The organism is Saccharothrix sp. S26 (genome assembly GCF_021390395.1).
In the GTDB taxonomy this organism is placed as follows: domain Bacteria; phylum Actinomycetota; class Actinomycetes; order Mycobacteriales; family Pseudonocardiaceae; genus Actinosynnema.
The window spans coordinates 149,623-167,070 of sequence record NZ_JAJUWT010000019.1 but is presented as its reverse complement, the minus strand read 5'-3'; the positions used below and the strand labels follow the sequence as shown (position 1 = coordinate 167,070).

At 72.2% G+C, this 17,448-nt stretch carries 11 protein-coding genes; 8 read left to right on the top strand and 3 right to left on the bottom strand.

Annotated elements, in window-relative coordinates; translation table 11 throughout:
• Nucleotides 1-39: 39 nt before the first annotated feature.
• On the bottom strand, nt 40-756 hold the full coding sequence (locus tag LZG04_RS28580; protein ID WP_233822568.1) for a FadR/GntR family transcriptional regulator: 717 nt from the start codon (nt 754-756) through the stop codon (nt 40-42).
• Nucleotides 757-1,017: 261 nt separating this feature from the next.
• Nucleotides 1,018-3,876: a glycoside hydrolase N-terminal domain-containing protein gene (locus tag LZG04_RS28575; protein WP_233822566.1), complete on the bottom strand. Its 2,859-nt coding sequence runs from the start codon at nt 3,874-3,876 to the stop codon at nt 1,018-1,020.
• A 428-nt stretch (nt 3,877-4,304) separates the two neighbouring features.
• Between LZG04_RS28575 and LZG04_RS28570 the strand changes: the two genes are divergently transcribed.
• From LZG04_RS28570 to LZG04_RS28550, 5 genes are all read left to right on the top strand, one after another.
• Nucleotides 4,305-7,100, top strand: a complete 2,796-nt coding sequence (locus LZG04_RS28570; protein WP_233822564.1) for a PQQ-dependent sugar dehydrogenase — start codon at nt 4,305-4,307, stop codon at nt 7,098-7,100.
• Nucleotides 7,101-7,122: 22 nt separating this feature from the next.
• Nucleotides 7,123-8,820, top strand: coding sequence for a ThuA domain-containing protein (locus LZG04_RS28565; RefSeq protein WP_233822562.1), 1,698 nt, complete (start codon nt 7,123-7,125; stop codon nt 8,818-8,820).
• Nucleotides 8,821-8,837: 17 nt separating this feature from the next.
• The gene (locus tag LZG04_RS28560; RefSeq protein ID WP_233822560.1) at nt 8,838-10,208 is read left to right on the top strand and encodes an RICIN domain-containing protein; all 1,371 of its coding nucleotides are present in this window, start codon (nt 8,838-8,840) and stop codon (nt 10,206-10,208) included.
• 190 nt (nt 10,209-10,398) lie between these two features.
• Nucleotides 10,399-11,544 carry an inositol-3-phosphate synthase gene (locus LZG04_RS28555; RefSeq protein WP_233822558.1) on the top strand — a complete coding sequence of 382 codons (1,146 nt, stop codon included), beginning with the start codon at nt 10,399-10,401 and terminating at the stop codon, nt 11,542-11,544.
• A 69-nt stretch (nt 11,545-11,613) separates the two neighbouring features.
• A complete protein-coding gene (locus tag LZG04_RS28550; RefSeq protein ID WP_233822556.1) occupies nt 11,614-12,903 on the top strand; it encodes an EboA domain-containing protein in 1,290 nt (429 codons plus the stop codon).
• A 143-nt stretch (nt 12,904-13,046) separates the two neighbouring features.
• Here LZG04_RS28550 and LZG04_RS28545 read toward each other — a convergent pair whose 3' ends face one another.
• Nucleotides 13,047-14,102, bottom strand: coding sequence for a LacI family DNA-binding transcriptional regulator (locus tag LZG04_RS28545; RefSeq protein ID WP_233822554.1), 1,056 nt, complete (start codon nt 14,100-14,102; stop codon nt 13,047-13,049).
• 278 nt (nt 14,103-14,380) lie between these two features.
• Between LZG04_RS28545 and LZG04_RS28540 the strand changes: the two genes are divergently transcribed.
• Genes LZG04_RS28540 through LZG04_RS28530 form a run of 3 tightly spaced genes read left to right on the top strand, consistent with a single transcriptional unit; the run spans nt 14,381 to nt 17,447 of the window.
• Nucleotides 14,381-15,649, top strand: a complete 1,269-nt coding sequence (locus tag LZG04_RS28540) for an ABC transporter substrate-binding protein (RefSeq protein ID WP_233822553.1) — start codon at nt 14,381-14,383, stop codon at nt 15,647-15,649.
• 2 nt (nt 15,650-15,651) lie between these two features.
• Nucleotides 15,652-16,620, top strand: coding sequence for a carbohydrate ABC transporter permease (locus LZG04_RS28535; RefSeq protein ID WP_233822551.1), 969 nt, complete (start codon nt 15,652-15,654; stop codon nt 16,618-16,620).
• Nucleotides 16,620-17,447 carry a carbohydrate ABC transporter permease gene (locus LZG04_RS28530; RefSeq protein WP_233822549.1) on the top strand — a complete coding sequence of 276 codons (828 nt, stop codon included), beginning with the start codon at nt 16,620-16,622 and terminating at the stop codon, nt 17,445-17,447. The genes LZG04_RS28535 and LZG04_RS28530 overlap by 1 nt, the downstream gene beginning before the upstream one ends.
• The last annotated feature ends 1 nt before the right edge of the window (nt 17,448 follow it).

Here is a 17,448-nt window from a genome sequence, read left to right as displayed (position 1 = left end):
CCCCGCGACGGACGGCGAGGCGGTCGGCGTCGGCGTCGGTCAGCCGAAGAGGCGGCGCTGGATCTCGCTGCGGTAGTCCTGCAAGGTGTTGTCGATGTGCACGCCGGCGGCCCGCGCGGCGGCTTCGGGGTCGCCGTCGCGGATCGCGTGGTAGATCGCGAGGTGCTCCTCGACCGCCTCCGCCGCGTGCCCGCCGACGGTGCCGTGCAGGCCGATCGTGCTGGACTGGCGTTGCAGGCGGCGGGCTTCCCGCACCGCGGCGACGAGGAACTGGTTGTGCGACGCCGCGGCCACGGCGAGGTGGAACTCCTCGTCGCCGCGGTCGAACAGGGCGATCTGCCCGGTCACGTGGCCGTGCCGGCAGGTCTCGGCCGCCTCGCCGATGGCGCGCAGCTCGGCCGGGGTCGCGTGGGTCGCGGCCAGCCTGCTGGCCGCCGTCTCCTGCACGCGGCGGAACTCGAACAGCATGTAGACGTGGTCGAGGTCGGTCGGCAGGAAGAACCCGCCCCACCGCGACGAGCCGAGCATGCCCTCGTCGTCGGCCACGTACAGCCCGCGACCCTTGTGCGCCCGCACCCGGCCGATCGCGGAGAGGATCTTGACGGCCTCCCGGACCACCGTGCGGCTGGTGCCCATCCGGGCGGCCAGCTCGTTCTCGGTGGGCATCCGGTCGCCCGGCCGCAGCTCCAGCTCGGCGATGAGCTGCAGGATCTGCTCCGCGACCAGCTCGTAGCCGGGCCGGTACGGGCCGGTCACCGGGGTGGCTCCCGGCCGGCCGGGAGACCCGCCGGTGGGGTCTCCCGGCGCGACTGCGCCATCCGTCAACGCCGCTCCTTCGTGACGGGTCGCCTGAAGACGACGGCTCAACACCGTTAGGACAGCTTACATCCGACCGGTCAGCCGCAGGAGCGAGGTGGCCGGTATGAGTAGTACTCATCGGTGTTGTGCCGACGTCGACGCGTCGGGGCAGCGGGTGGTGGACGCCTCCTCGGGGTGGGTCGGGCGGAACGCCGGTGGTCAGACGCGCTGGAGCTGGAAGCGCTGGTTGGAGCCGCCGGTGAGGGTCCACTGCGAGATGCGGGCGCCGTCGGCCGTGGACGCGGACCACACGTCCATCGCGAGCCCGCTCTGCTGGTTGACCAGGCTCACCACGCCGCCGCCGTGGTCGACCAGCCGCCACAGCTGGTTCGGGGTACCGGCGTCGCGCTGCTGGGTGATGTCCGCGCCGGTGCCCGTGCCCGAGACCTGGAGCACCAGTCCGCTGTGCCGGGCCCGGACGCGGTAGTGGTCGCCGGAGGGCAGGAAGTCGAACTGCTGGTTCAGGCCGGTCGTGGCCGCCCACTGGACCAGGGCGGCGCCGACGGCGGTCGAGGCGCCGCTGATGTCGGCCCGCTTGCCGCTGTGCTGCGCCACGAGGCGGTAGTTCACGCCCGGCTCGACCAGCGGCGGACGTCCCTGCGAGGTCGCCCGGTAGGTGCGGCCCGCCTGCCCGGCGAACCGGACCACGTCGGCCTCGACCCGTTCCGGCTGGACCACCACGCCACCGGTCTCGTCACGCAGCTCGAACGCGCCGGTGAACACCCGGCTGCGCACCTTGACCGCGCCGTCCCGGTCGGGGGTCACGGACAGCTCCGTCGCCCAACCGCCGCTCCACGCGGCCCCGACGGTGTACCCGCCCCGGCCGCGCAGCCCCGACACCCTCCCGGTCGGCCAGGCGGGCGGCAGCGCGGGCAGGACGTGCAGCTCGCCGTTGTGGCTGTGCAGCAGCATCTCGGCGATGCCGGATGTCGCGCCGAAGTTGCCGTCGATCTGGAACGGCGGGTGCAGGTCGAACATGTTGGGCGCGAGCCGGTCGGGTGTGACCAGGGAGCGGATCAGGTCGTGCGCCCGGGTGCCCTCCTCCATCCGGGCCCAGTAGTTGATCTTCCAGGCCAGCGACCACCCCGTGCCCGCGTCACCGCGCAGCTGGAGGGTGCGCCGGGCGGCCTCGAACAGCTGGGGCGTGCCCCGCTTGGTGATCTGGTTGCTCGGGTGCAGGCCGTACAGGTGGGAGACGTGCCGGTGGTTCGGCTCGGTCTCGACCCAGTCGTACAGCCACTCCATGACGTTGCCGCGGGAGCCGACCCGGGTGGGCGCGAGCCGCGCGCTCGTCGCCCGGACCCGCGACCGGAAGTCCTCGTCCACCCCCAGCACCTCCGAGGCGCGTGCGCAGCCCTCGAACAGGTCGCGCAGGATCTGCATGTCCATCGTCGGACCGGCGCAGACGCTGGCGTTGGCGTGGTGGGGCAGCTCCGGTGAGTTCGACGGGTTGGTGACCAGCCACTTCAGCCTCGGCTCCTCGACCAGCGTGTCGAGGAAGAACTGGGCGGCGCCCTTCACCGCGGGGTAGTAGGACCGCAGGAACGCGACGTCGCCGGTGAACAGGTAGTGGTCCCACACCATGGTGGCCAGCCACGCACCGCCGGTCTGCCACATGCCCCAGAGGGCGCCGTCGACGACCGAGGAGCCCCGCCACCCGTCGGTGTTGTGGTGGGTGACCCAGCCGCCCGCGCCGTACTGCGCCTTCGCCGTGCGGGCGCCGGTCACGGTCAGGTCGTTCATCATGCGGAACACCGGCTCGTGGCACTCGGCCAGGTTCGTCGAGTCGGCCGGCCAGTAGTTCATCGGCAGGTTGGCGTTGATCGTGTACTTCGAGTCCCACGACGGGGCCATCTGGTCGTTCCAGATGCCCTGGAGGTTGGCCGGCTGGGTGCCCGGCCGCGACGACGAGATCAGCAGGTAGCGGCCGTACTGGAAGAGCAGGGCCGAGAACTGCGGGTCGGTGGTGCTGTTGTGCTGGGCGATCCGGACGTCGGTCGGCTGGTCCGCCGCCGCGGTGCGGCCGACGTCGAGGGTGACGCGGCCGAACAGCCGCTGGTAGTCGGCCACGTGGCGGCTGCGCAGCGCGTCGTAGGTCAGGCCCTGGGCGCCGCTGAGGCGGCCGCGGGCGATGCCCTGGTAGTCGCCCGCGACGTTGCGGTAGTCGACGTAGCTGGTGCCGATCGAGATCAGCAGCGTCACGCTGGTCGCGTTGGTCACCCGCAACGTACCGCCGGAGCTGCTGGTGGTCCCGCCCTCGGCGATCGCCTTGGCCAGCGCGAGGAACCGCACGGAGCCCGCGATGCCGCGCTGGTCGCCCGACCGGCCGTCCAACCCGATCGTCGTGCCGTCCGGGCTGGAGGCGGTCGCCCGCTGGGGCGTGCCGAACGCGGCCGTGAACGAGATGGAGCCCGGCGTCTCGGCCGTCAGGCGCACCGCGATCACCTGGTCGGGGGCACTGGCGATCACCTCGCGCCGGTACCGGACGTTGTTGGCCGTGTAGGTCACCACCGCGGTCGCGGTGGTCAGGTCGAGCCACCGCTGGTAGCCGGAGACGCCGCTCGCGGTGGGGAAGGTGAGCCGCAGGTCGCCGACGGGTTGGTAGGCGAGCTGGCCCGCCGGGCTGCCCAGCATCGCCTGGTCGATGAGGCCCTGCGCCTGCGTCCACTGGTCGGCGAACACCAGCCGCCTGATCTCCGGCAGCGCGGCCGCGCCCCGGGTATTGGTGTAGTCGTGGGGACCGCCGGCCCACACCGTGTCCTCGTTGAGCTGCAACCGCTCGGCGTCGACGTTGCCGTACACCATCGCGCCGAGGCGGCCGTTGCCGACCGGCAGCGCGCGCAGCCAGTCCGTCCCGGCCCCCTCGTCGTACCACAACGCCAGGTCGTTCACCGCGCGCACGGCCGGCGGCGCGACCGACTCGGCGCGGGCGACCGCGGTCCACGCCCCCGGCGCGAGCGCGGCCCCGGCGCCCGCCGCGCCGAGCTTCATCAAACTCCTGCGGGGCAAATCCGTCATCGGAGGATCCTCCAAAGGGGACGGTCGTGGACGCGCCGGCGGTGTGGTGGGCGGAGACCTCGCGACCGGAGCCTGCGGGCAACGTAGCCACGGCCGATCGCGGCCGTCAATCATCGGCGACTGCTCAATGTGAGCGCTAACAATTTAGCACCGCCCTGACCTCATCGAATCTGTATTCGACGAGGACGATTGTTCGTGCAACGGTGAAATGCCTGGTCATCGAATGGTTAGCGCTAACATTTTTAGCAGCCCTGAGCGTTGACGCCCGGTGTCGGCGGTGGTTACGGTGCCGAACGGGTGCCGGTCTCGCGCGCCCCTTCCGGTCCGCCCGTCGACGATGACGAGGAGACGCTGCCATGCGACGATACCCTTTTGCCGCCGGGCGGATAGCCGGTACTGGACGATCCATAAAGGACAGATTCCGGGCGTTGACGACCGCCGCCCTGCTGGTGGCCGCCGGCGTGGTCACGACGGTCGTGGGCTCCTCCTCCCCGGCCGCCGCGCACGCCGTCAACGCGGCCGACTTCCAGCAGGTCGAGCTGGCGCGCGGGGTCGCCGAGATGGGCGAGCCGATGACGCTCGCCGTGCTGCCGGACCGCTCGGTGCTGCACACCTCGCGCAACGGGACGCTGCGCCGCACCACCGCCGAGGGCGTCACCAGCGTGATCGGCAACGTCCCGGTCTACACCCACGACGAGGAGGGGTTGCAGGGCATCGGGGTCGACCCGGGCTTCGCGACCAACCGGCACATCTTCCTGTTCTACGCGCCGCCGCTGAACACCCCCGGCGGTGACGCGCCGGCCACCGGGACGGACTTCTCGGCGTGGAAGGGCGTCAACCGGCTGGCCCGGTTCACCCTCAACGCCGACTACACGCTGAACCTGGCCAGCCAGGTCACCGTGCTGGAGGTCGGCACCGACCGGGGCATGTGCTGCCACGTCGGCGGTGACATCGACTTCGACGCGGCGGGCAACCTGTACCTGTCCACCGGCGACGACTCGAACCCGTTCGACTCCGGCGGCTACACCCCGATCGACGAGCGGACCAACCGCAACCCCACCTACGACGCGCAGCGCAGCGCCGGCAACACCAACGACCTGCGCGGCAAGGTGCTGCGGATCAAGGTCAACGCCGACGGGTCGTACTCGATCCCGCCCGGCAACCTCTTCGCGCCCGGCACCGCGGGCACCCGCCCCGAGATCTACGCGATGGGCCTGCGCAACCCGTTCCGCTTCAACGTCGACAAGGCGACCGGGGCGATCTACCTCGGCGAGTACGGCCCCGACGCGGGCACGAGCAGCTCCACCCGCGGGCCCGCCGGCATGGTCGAGTTCAACCGGATCACCTCGGCGGGCAACTTCGGCTGGCCGTACTGCGTCGGCTCGAACACCACCGCCGAGGCGTACGTGGACTACACGTTCCCGTCCGGCCCGTCCGGCAGCCGGTTCAACTGCGCCGCGCCGGTCAACAACTCGCCGCGCAACACCGGGCTGGGCACCCTGCCCGCCGCGCGCGCGGCGTGGATCAAGTACGACAACTGCTCCTTCGCCGCGTTCGGCTGCGGCTCGGAGTCCCCGATGAGCGCGCCGGTGTACCGGTACGACGCGGCCAACCCGTCGTCGGTCAAGTTCCCGGCCGCGCTGGACGGGCACGTCTTCGCCACCGAGTTCGGCCGCCGCTGGATCAAGACCATCGACGTCAACGCCGACGGCTCGGCCGGGCAGGTCAGCGACTTCCCGTGGCGCGGCACGCAGGTGATGGACGCCGCGTTCGGCCCGGACGGCGCGCTCTACGTGCTGGACTACGGCACCGGCTGGGGCAGCGGCGACGCGAGCTCCGCGCTGTACCGCATCGAGTACAACCCGGCCGGGAACAAGGCGCCGACCGCGCGGGCCGCGGCCGACCGCACCTCCGGCAGCGCACCGCTGACGGTGAACTTCTCGTCGGCGGGCTCCTCCGACCCCGAGGGCGGCGCGCTGAGCTACTCGTGGAACTTCGGCGACGGCACCACGTCCACGGCGGCCAACCCGAGCCACACCTACACCGCCAACGGCCAGTTCTCCGCGACCCTCACGGTCACCGATCCCGGTGGGCGCTCGGGCGCGGCCACGGTGTCGATCTCGGTCGGCAACACCGCGCCCACCGTCCGGATCGACGGGCCGGCCAACGGCACGCTGTTCAGCTTCGGCGACGCGGTGCCGTACACGATCACCGCGTCGGACCGGGAGGACGGCACGATCGACTGCCAGCGGGTGAAGATGAGCTACGTGCTGGGCCACGACAGCCACGGCCACCCGATCACCACCCAGACCGGCTGCTCGGGCACGTTGCAGATCCCGGTGGACGGCGAGCACGACACGGCGGCGAACCTGTTCGCGGTGCTCGACGCCGAGTACACCGACCTGGGCGCGAACGGCCAGCCGCCGGTGACCACGCACACGCAGCACGTGCTGCAACTGCGGCACCGCCAGGCCGAGCACTACTCGACCCAGTCCGGCACCGCCCTGTACGACAAGGCGGCGGCCGAGGGCGGGCGGACCGTCGGCGACATCCAGAACGGCGACTGGATCGCGTTCCAGCCCTACGCGCTGGGCGGCGTCAACAGGTTCACCGCCAGGGTCTCGTCCGCGGGCTCGGGCGGCACGCTGTCCGTGCGCACCGGCTCGCCCACCGGACCGGTGCTCGGCACCGTGACCGTGCCGGTGACCGGCGGCTGGGAGACCTTCACCGACGTCTCCACCGCGCTGTCCAACGTGCCGACCGGCACCGTCACGCTCTACCTCACCTTCGCCGGCGGCACGGGCACGCTCTTCGACGTCGACGCGTACACGTTCGGCACGTCGGCCGCGACCCGCACCGGGCCGATCGTCGGCGCGTCGGGCAAGTGCGTGGACGTCAACGGGGGCGGCACGGCGGACGGCACGAAGGTGCAGCTGTGGACCTGCAACAGCGGCGCGAACCAGCGCTGGACGGTGACCGGGTCGACGTTGCGGGCGCTGGACAAGTGCCTCGACGCGGCCGGCACCGGTGACGGCGCGCTGGTGCGGCTGTGGACGTGCAACGGCGGCGCCGGCCAGAACTGGATCGCGGGCGCGAACGGGTCGTTGGTGAACGCGCAGTCCGGCAAGTGCCTGGACGCCAACGGCGCGAGCTCGGCCGACGGCACGCAGTTGATCATCTGGAGCTGCCACGGCGGCACCAACCAGCGCTGGACCCTGCCCTGACCAACCGCGAGGACGGCGAACGATGAGACGCTCACTGACCCGACGCGTGATCGGCCTGGCCGCGGCCGCGATCACGGTCACCGCGCTCAGCTCCAGCCCACCGGCCGTCGCCGCGGACGCGCCGTACGACGTGCTGGTGTTCTCCAAGACCGCGGGCTTCCGCCACGACGCGATCCCCGCGGGCATCCAGCTGATCCGCGACCTCGGCGCGGCCAACAGCTTCACGGTCACCGCCACCGAGGACTCGGCCCAGTTCACCACCAGCAACCTGGCCCGGTTCGAGGCCGTGGTGTTCCTCAACACCACCGGTGACGTGCTCAACGCCACCCAGCAGACGGCGTTCGAGTCCTACGTCCGGGGCGGCGGCGGGTACGTCGGCGTGCACTCGGCGTCCGACACCGAGTACGACTGGCCGTTCTACGGCGAGCTGGTCGGCACGTACTTCAGCTCCCACCCGGCCATCCAGCAGGCGACGGTCCGGGTGGAGAACCGGGCGCACGCGGCCACCGCGCACCTGAGCCCGGCCTGGACGCGGACCGACGAGTGGTACAACTTCCGCGGCAACGTCCGGTCCACGGCCCGGGTGCTGGCCACCCTCGACGAGTCGACCTACAGCGGCGGCTCGATGGGCGGCGACCACCCCCACACGTGGTGCAAGACCGTGCAGGCTGGGCGCTCGTTCTACACCGGCAGCGGTCACACGCAGGCCAGTTACGCCGAGCCCGGGTTCCGCGCCATGATCCTCGGCGGCATCCGGTACGCGGCCAACCGCACCAAGGCCGACTGCCGGCCGGAGACCGGCTACACCGCGCTGTACAACGGCTCCACCACGGGCTGGTCGCAGGTCGGCCCGGGCGGGTTCAGCAACAGCGACGGCACGCTGACCTCGTTCGGCGGGCAGGGCCTGCTGTGGTACAGCGGGCGGGAGTTCCGCTCGTACTCGCTCAAGCTGGACTGGCGGCTCGCGGGCGACGACAACTCCGGCGTCCTGGTCGGCTTCCCGGCGGGCTCCGACCCGAACTCCGCGCTGGCCAACGGCTACGAGGTGCAGATCGACGCCACCGACACCGCGGACAAGACCACGGGTGCGGTCTACGGGGTCAAGGCCGCCGACCAGGCCGCCCGTGACGCCGCGCTGAACCCGCCGGGCGAGTGGAACACCTTCGAGCTGCTGGTCGAGGGCGAGCGCCTGCGGGTGTTCCTCAACGGCGTGCAGGTCAACGACTTCACCAACACCGACCCCGCCCGGTCGCTGACCTCCGGGCACATCGGCCTGCAGAACCACGGCGACGGCGACGACGCGTCGTTCCGCAACGTCCGGATCAAGGAGCTGGGCGGCACGACGCCGCGCACCGGGCCGATCGTCGCCGCCTCGGGCAAGTGCGTGGACGTCAGCGGCGGCAGCACGGCCGACGGCGCGCGGATCCAGCTGTGGAGCTGCAACGGTGGCGCCAACCAGCGCTGGACCGTCAACGGGACGACGTTGCGGGCGTTCGACAAGTGCCTCGACGCCTCCGGCACCGCCAACGGCGCGGCCGTGCGGCTGTGGACGTGCAACGGCGGCGGCGGTCAGAACTGGACCGCGGGCGCGAACGGGTCGCTGGTGAACACCCAGTCGGGCAAGTGCCTGGACGCCAACGGCGGCAGCTCCGCCGACGGCACGCAGTTGATCATCTGGACCTGCCACGGCGGCACCAACCAGCGGTGGACCCTGCCGTGAACCGAAGGAGTGCTCCGATGAAAGCCAGCGGTGAGGCGTCAGCCCCCACCCAGACCCGTCGACGGCGACCGGTGACGTCCGCCGTGGCGGCCGTGGTCCTCGCGGCCGGTGTCGTCACCGTGCTGCCCGCGACCCAGGCGTCGGCGGCGACGGTCGACCCGACCGCGTGGTACGTCCTGGTCAACCGCACCAGCGGCAAGGCGCTCGACCTGGTGGGCTCGTCCACCGCCGACGGCGCGCGGATCACCCAGTGGACGCGCCACGACGCGACCAACCAGCAGTGGCAGTTCGTGGACTCCGGCGGCGGCTACTACCGGATCCGGTCCCGCCACTCCGGCAAGGTCCTCGACGTGTCCGGCCAGTCGACCGCCGACGGTGCCGCGATCCAGCAGTGGACCGACCACGGCGGCACCAACCAGCAGTTCCGGCTGGCCGACTCCGACGGCGGCCACGTGCGGCTGATCGCGCGCCACAGCGGCAAGGCGGTGGAGGTGCAGGGCGCGTCCACCGCGGACAACGCCAACATCGTGCAGTACTCCGACACCGGCGGCGGCAACCAGCAGTGGCAGTTGGCCAAGGTGTCGGGCGGCGGCGACCCCGGCGGCAGCGGCTGCGGCAAGGCGCCGACGTTGCGCAGTGGCACGCACACGATCCAGAGCGGTGGCAAGAGCCGCAGCTTCATCCTGCGCATCCCCGACGGTTACGACAACGCCCGTCCGTACCGGTTGATCTTCGGGTTCCACTGGCGTGGCGGCACGATGAACGACGTGTCGTCGGGTGGTACGAGTGGGACGGCGTGGTCGTACTACGGGATGCAGGAGCAGTCGAACAACAGCGCGATCCTGGTCGCGCCGCAGGGCCTGGGCAACGGCTGGGCCAACTCCGGCGGCGAGGACGTCACGTTCACCGACGACATGATCCGGCTGATCGAGAGCAACCTGTGCGTCGACCCGAAGCTCCGCTTCGCCATGGGCTTCAGCTACGGCGGTGGCATGAGCTACGCGTTGGCGTGCACCCGGGCGACGGTGTTCCGGGCCGTGGTGGTGTACTCGGGTGCGCAGTTGAGCGGTTGTTCGGGCGGTACCCAGCCGATCGCGTACTTCGGCATCCACGGCATCTCGGACAACGTGCTCAACATCTCGATGGGGCGGCAGTTGCGGGACAAGTTCGTGGCGAACAACGGGTGTGCCGCGCAGAGCCCGCGCGAACCCGCGCCGGGCAGCCGCACCCACATCACGACGGCGTACTCGTGCCGTGCGGGCTACCCGGTGCAGTGGGCGGCCTTCGACGGCGGGCACGGGCCCGGTCCGGTCGACGGCTGCGCGTGCGAGGACGGCGTCCGGACGTGGACCAAGGGCGAGGCCTGGAGGTTCATCTCGCAGTTCTGACCCCAGCGGTCACCGGCCCTGGTTCCCGTCCGCCGACAGCGGACGGGGGCCAGGGCTTCCCGGGTTGGCGACCGGCGCACGCCGCACCGGGTCGAACGGCCGGTCGCCTCGCGGCCGCACTTCCTCGGTGCCGCAGGTGCGGCGGCCGGGATCCAACGCGCCGGAAGCAGCCGAGAGCGGAGTGGGAACCATGGTGGAAGAGACCACCGGACTGTGGTTGGTCGGCGCGCGCGGGTCGGTCGCGACGACCGCGGTGAGCGGGTTGCTGGCCCTGCGCGCGGGGCTCGCGCCGGCGATCGGGTGCGTCACGGAGCTGCCCGAGCTGGCCGGTGTCGCGCTGCCCGCGTGGTCGGAGCTCGTCGTCGGCGGGCACGACGTCGCGCAGACACCGCTGGACAAGCGGGCCGAGCTGCTGGCCGAGGGCGGTGTGCTGCCGCACCACCTGCTGGACAGCATCGCACCCGGGCTGCGCGAGGTGGACGGCGAGATCCGGACGGCGAGCTTCGACGGCGTGCAGGCCGACGTGGCCCGGCGGTTGGCCGCCGACATCGCCGAGTTCCGCCGGCGGCGCGGGCTGAGCCGCGTCGTCGTGGTCGACGTGTCGTCCACCGAGCCGCCCGTGCCGCCGCAGCCCGAGCACGCCGACCTGGCCGCGCTGGAACGGGCGCTGGCCGACCCCGGCCGGCGCGTGCTGCCGCCCAGCTCGCTGGCCGCCTACGCGGCGCTCACGGCGGGCTGCCCGTTCGTGCAGTTCACGCCGTCGACCGGGATCGCGCTGCCCGCGTTGGACGAGCTGGCCCGGCGGCAGGGCCTGCCCTACGCCGGGCGGGACGGCAAGACCGGCGAGACCCTGGTGCGCACGGTGCTCGCGCCGATGTTCGCCGCGCGGGCGCTGCGCGTCCGGTCGTGGGCGGGCACGAACCTGCTCGGCGGTGGCGACGGCGCGACGCTGGAGGACCCGGCGCACGCCGACAGCAAGCTGAAGACGAAGGCGAGCGGCCTCGCGGCCCTGCTCGGCGGCGAGGTGACCGCGCCCCTGCACATCGACAACGTGCCCGACCTCGGTGAGACGAAGACCGCCTGGGACCACGTGTCGTTCGAGGGGTTCCTGGGCGCGCGGATGAGCCTGCAGTTCACCTGGACCGGGCTGGACTCGGCCCTGGCGGCACCGCTGGTGCTCGACCTCGCCCGGCTGGTCGCCGCGGCGGACGCGGCGGGGGAGAGCGGCGCGCTGGGCGCGCTGGCGTTCTTCTTCAAGGATCCGCTGGGTTCCGACGAGCACCGCTTCGCCGAGCAAACGCGCGCGCTGCACGAGTGGGCGCGGGGGTTGGGGTGAGGGGGTGGTGGCTCCCGTGCCGCACCGGGTGGTGGAGCCGTCGGCCGCGGGCCCGGAGGTGAGCCCGGCGTGACGTTCCACCTCGGTTACGGCACCAACGGGTTCGCCGACCACCGCCTCGACGACGCGCTCTCGATCATCGCGGGCCTCGGCTACACGGCCGTGGAGGTCACGCTCGACCACCACCTGGACCCGTTCGCCGTCGACATCGGCGCGCGGACCGGACGGCTCGCGGCCCGGCTGTCGGCGCTGGGGCTGCGCGCCGTCGTGGAGGCCGGGTCGCGGCACCTGCGCGAGGACCGGGAAGGGCGGGTCGACTTCCTGGTGCGCGCGAAGTGGATCGCGGCCGACCTCGGCGCGGGCTGCGTGTCGTTCCGGTCGGGTGCCGGGTCCGCGGCCGACCGGGAGCAGGTGAAGTCCGTCCTCGCCACCGCGCTGGACGGCGGGCCGGACGTGCCGCTCGCGCTGGAGCCCGAGCCCGGCATGGCGGTGGCGCGGCTGGACGAGGCGTTGCGGCTGTGCGCCGAGCTGGGCCACCCGGAGCCGCTGGGCGTCACCGTGGACGTGGGGCACTGCGTCGCGGTGGAGTGGCAGGACGCGGCGGCCTGCCTGCGCCGGGCGGGCGGGTTGCTGAGGAACGTGCACCTGGACGACATGCTGCCCGGCGTGCACGAGCACCTGGAGTTCGGCGAAGGGCGGCTGGACCTGCCCGACACCCTCGCGGCGCTGACCGGGATCGGCTACACCGGCGTCGCGGCCGTGGAGCTGCCCCGGCACAGCCGCGCCGCGCCCGTGGTGGCGAGCCGGGCGTTCGAGTCGCTGCGCACCGCGCACTGGCTGGCCCGCGCCGAACAGGAGGTGAGGTCTGATCCGTCGACCATCCGGACCCTGTTCCCCGCGGTGGGCCGGGCGGTGCGCGCGGGGGTGTGCGAGGCCCGGACGCGGCTGCTCATCGCCTACGTCGACAGCTGTGACGACGCGGCCGAAGGGCTCGCCGCGCTCTACCGGCACGGCACGTCGGCCGAACGCCTCGGCGTGCTGCGAAGCCTCGCCGGGATCGGTGACCGCGTGCCGCACACGGGGGTCGAGCTGGTCGAACAGGCCCTGCGCGGCAACGAGGCCGGGCTGGTCGCGGCGGCCATGGGGCCGTTCGCCGCGCGGCACCTCGACCAGCGCGCGTGGCGGCACGGGGTGCTGAAGTGCCTGCTCATGGGCATCCCGCTGACCGTGGTGAGCGACCTCGACCGGCGTGCCGACGACGAGCTGCGGCGCGGGGTGTCCGCGTTCGCCGACGAACGCCGCGCGACCGGCCGATCGGTGCCCGGCGACGTCCTCGACCTGCTCGCGACGTCCGACTGACCCGCCGGGCCCGGTCGGTCGAGCACGGCGTCGAGCGGGTGTCGACGGACTCGCCGCCGACCCGGCCGTGCCGTCCCCGGTCGAGCGTTGGTTTCCTGTCGCCTGTCGAGGGCGGACGTGCGGCCACACCGTCCAGCGGGCGCTCAGCCGGGCGGTGCGACGGAACCGCGGTCCCGGACCGGCATCGGGACGTAGTGCCGCCTGGCCCGGTCGGGTCGGCGCTCGTCCGCCCGACCGTCCTCGGCGAACAGGAGGTCCACGGCCTTCGCGCCGAGCTCGTGGCGCGGCAGGGCGACGGTGGTGAGGCCGGGGCGCAGCCACGCGGCCACGGGGTGGTCGTCGAACGAGACGACGGAGACGTCGTCCGGCACGCGCAGGCCGGCGTCCTGCAACGCCTGGTAGGCGCCGAACGCGAGCCGGTCGTCCAGGCAGATCAACGCGCGGGGCCGGGTGCGGCCCAGCAGGTCGCGCGTGGCGTCGAAGCCGTGCTCCGGCAGCCACCACCGGCACGGCCGCCCGCTCTCCACCTCGACGCCCACCGCGGCCAGCTCCTGGCGGATGCCGGTGAGCCGGTCGAGGACCGCGGACCGTCCCGGCGGGACGTCGTCGCCGTCCGCGCCGGCGCCGATCACGTGGATGCCCTCGCCGTGGCCCGCGTCGAGCAGCACCCGCGCGGCGGCCCGGCCGCCCTGGACCTCGTCGGGTAAGACCGACAGCAGCGGCGACGGCTCCCGCGGCACCACGTTGAGCAGCACCGCCGGGCCGGTGTCGAGGCCGGCCGGCACGCTGATCGCCCGGGTGTGCGCCGAGGCCAGCACGATGCCGTCGACCGGGTAGCCGTGCATCGTCTCGATCAACGTGCGCTCCAGGCCGGCGTCACCCTCGGTCTCGCCGAACAGCAACGTCACGCCGTGCCGCCGCGCCGCGCCGAGCGCGCCCGCGACCATGTCGCCCGCCAACCGCGAGCTGGCGACCGCATCGGACACGAACGCGATCGTCCGCGTCCGCACCCCGCGGTGCGCCAGCGAGGCCCGGTTGCGGCGGTACTCCATCTCGGTCGCGGCCTCGCGGACCCGGCGCTGCACCTCCTCGGAGATGCGCAGGTCGCGGCCCCGTCCGGAGAGCACCAGCGACACCGTGGTCTGGGAGACGCCGACGACCTTCGCGACGTCGGCCAACGTGACCCGTCGTGCGCGCAACGTCGACCTCCCACCGCCTCGTGGGCCCGGAGCTCCGACGAGCCGGAGCTCGCCTGGATGAGTCAGACTCATCCGGCCACTGGTCCTGGCCCTCCATCACAGCTCTTGTGTTGCCACGCCGTCAAGAGGAACAGCGCAGTTGGCGCGGACGACCGCATTAAGTACGACTCATCGTTCCCAGATGGCCGGTGGATCAGTATGCTGCGGAGTGGTTTCGTCGGCGCAACCAAAGCCGGCCGGGTGGGTCACCCGGCCGCTGTCTGGAGAAGTGATCAGCGATGGGGCAGCGCGCACTGTGGTCGGCCGTCCTGGTCCTCGGGTTGGCGTTGAGCGCCGGCTGCGGCAGCGCGGGGGTGTCCTCCTCGCCCGGCGGCGCGGCTGACAAGCTCGTGGTCTGGGACTGGAAGTCCGGCGACCCCGCCGCGAAGGCCTACGTCGACAAGGCGAAGGCCGACTTCGCCAAGGGCCACCCCGGTGTCGAGGTCGAGTTCGTCGCGCAACCGTTCGACCAGTACTACACGTTGCTCGGCGCGGCGATCCAGGCGGGCAAGGGCCCCGACGTCATCCTCTTCAACGGCGGCGGCCAGCTCCGCGACCGCGCCGACTCGCTGGTGCCGCTGGACGACTACGTCGCCGCGGACCGGCAGCGGCTGGCCGGGTGGGACGCGTTCGCCGAGGACGGCAAGACCTACGCCTCGCCCGTGACGCTGCAAGGACATCCCTTGTACTACAACAAGGCGCTGTACGAGCAGGCGGGACTGGACCCGGAGGCGCCCGCCGCGACGTGGGACGAGTTCGTCCGGGACTGCGGCGTCATCACGGACAAGACCGGCGCGAAGTGCTTCGCCGTGGGCAACAAGGAAGGCATCGGCATCCAGTTCTTCCTGTCCGCCATGGGATCCGCGGTGCTGACGCCCGACGAGTACGACCGGTGGATCGCGGGGAAGCGGGACTGGACCTCGCCGGCCGTGAAGCGGATCTTCGAGCTCTGGCGGCAGGTCGACGCGTCCGGGCTGAACAACGACGGGGTCAACTCCACCGCGATGTTCAACGACGCGTTCGCGGTGTTCCAGTCCGCCAAGGCCGCGCACGTCGTCGGCCTGATGTCGGACGTGGGGCACTGGAAGGACTTCGCCGAGTTCCTCGACCCCGCCGACGTGGGCGTGATGGCGGCCCCGGTGGTCGACCCGGCCGCGAAGCCGAGCCTGCCGTACGACGGCGGCATCGGTTACGGCGTCGCCAAGTGGACGCGCGACCCGAAGCTCGCCGCCGACCTGGTGCGGTCGTTGACGTCGACCGAGGCGTTGCAGGCCTTCTACGCGGACGCCGGCGCGATCGCGGCCGACACCACGATCGACGTCTCCGCCGCCGGACCGGCCGTCACCGCGATCTCGAAGGGCCTGGCCACCGGCAAGCCCGCGCTGCACGTCGCGCTGCCGAGCAAGACCGTCGACCTGATGGGACGGCTGTCGCAGCAACTGCTCAGCGGCTCGGTCACGGTGGACGAGGCCGTGGCGCAGCTGGCCGCCTCCGACGCGGCGAGCTGACCGTGTCGCCCGGAGCACCGCCGTCACCCGTCCGCCCGGCCCCGGCCACGCCGTCCCAGGGCCAGGCGCGGGACACGGCGCCCCGCCGCCGACCGCGTCGTCGGCGCGGGTCGCGGACCGAGCGGCTCGCGCCGTTCGTCCTCCTCGCGCCCGCCGTGCTGATCATCGTCGTGCTGCGCCTGTGGCCGCTGGTGCTGGGGGTCAACTTCTCCTTCACCGGCGACGGCGACCGCAACGGCACGCCGGTCGGGCTGGACAACTACGTGACGTTGTTCGCCGACCCGCTGTTCCGCACCGCGTTGCGCAACGTCGGCCTGCTGGTGCTGCTGCTCCCGGTCGCGGTGGCGATCCCGGGGCTGCTCGCCACGTTCATCTACCTGCGCACACCGGGGCACCGGGTCTACCGGGCCGTGTACTTCTTCCCGGCCGTGCTGTCCCCGGTGATCGTGGGCGCGATCTTCAACCTGCTGCTGGCCCACGACGGTCCGGTCAACGAGGTGCTCGGCGCGGTCGGGCTCGGGTCGGTGGACTGGCTCGGCGATCCGGACGTGGCCATCTTCGCGGTCGCGGGCGTGCACGTCTGGGCCACGTTCGGCATGGCGCTGGTGGTCTTCCTGGCCGGGTTCGCGAACCTCGACCCGTCGCTGCTGGACGCGGCGCGGGTGGACGGCGCGTCCCTGGCGCAGTCCATCCGGCACGTGATCGTGCCGGGGCTGACCCGCACCATCCAATTCGTCTTCGTCACCACCATGATCGGGATGCTGACCTCGATGTTCGGCCTGCTGTTCGTGATGACCAGCGGCGGGCCGGAGGGCTCCACCTACCTGCCGGAGTACTACATCTGGGTGCAGCAGGGGCAGTTCAACCAGCCCGCGCTCGCCTCCGCGGCGTCCACGGCGCTGTTCCTGATCATGCTGCTGGTGGGGCTGGCCCAGATCGGCGTGCTGCGGCGCGCGGGCAGGGAGGTCTGATGGCCGGCCGGAGGTGGTCGAGGTGGGTCGTCGCGGTCCCGATGGCCGCGCTCGCGCTGGCGACGGTCTACCCCATGGTGTTCACCACCAACGTGGCCATGAAGACCCGCCGCGAGTACGTGCTCGACCGGTTCTCCCTGACCGACTCCCTGCGGTGGGACAACATCGCCTCGGCGTGGACGAGCGTCGGCATGTCCCGGTACTTCCTGAACTCGACCGTCGTGGTGACGTGCTCGGTCGCGTTGCTGCTGCTGTTCGGGTCGATGGCCGGGTTCGCGCTCGCCCGGCTGCGGTTCCGCGGCTCGTCCGCGCTCTACCTCGGCTTCCTGGCCGCGCTGTTCGTCCCGTTCCAGGTGATCATGGTGCCGTTGACCCGGGTCATGGCCGACACCGGGCTCGTCGACACCTACCCGGGGCTGGTCCTGGCGTACGTGGCGCAGTTCCTGCCGTTCACCGTCTTCCTGATGACCAGCTACTACTCGACCGTGCCCGCCGAGGTGGTGGACGCGGCCCGGATCGACGGCAACACCGCGTTCGGCGTCTACTGGCGGATCATGCTGCCCATGGGCGTGCCGGCGCTGATCTCGGTCGGCGTCCTCAACGCCCTGTTCTGCTGGAACGACGTGCTCATCTCCCTGCTCATGATGCCGTCGGCGGAGCACCGCACGCTCATGGTCGGGGTCACCTCCCTGCGGGGGCAGTACTCGGACGACATCCCCGTGTTCGCCTCGGGCGTGCTGATCGCCGCGGTGCCCGTCCTCGTCGTCTACCTGTTCCTGCAGCGCCAGATCGCCGACGGCGTCAGCGCCGGAGCAACGAAGGGCTGAT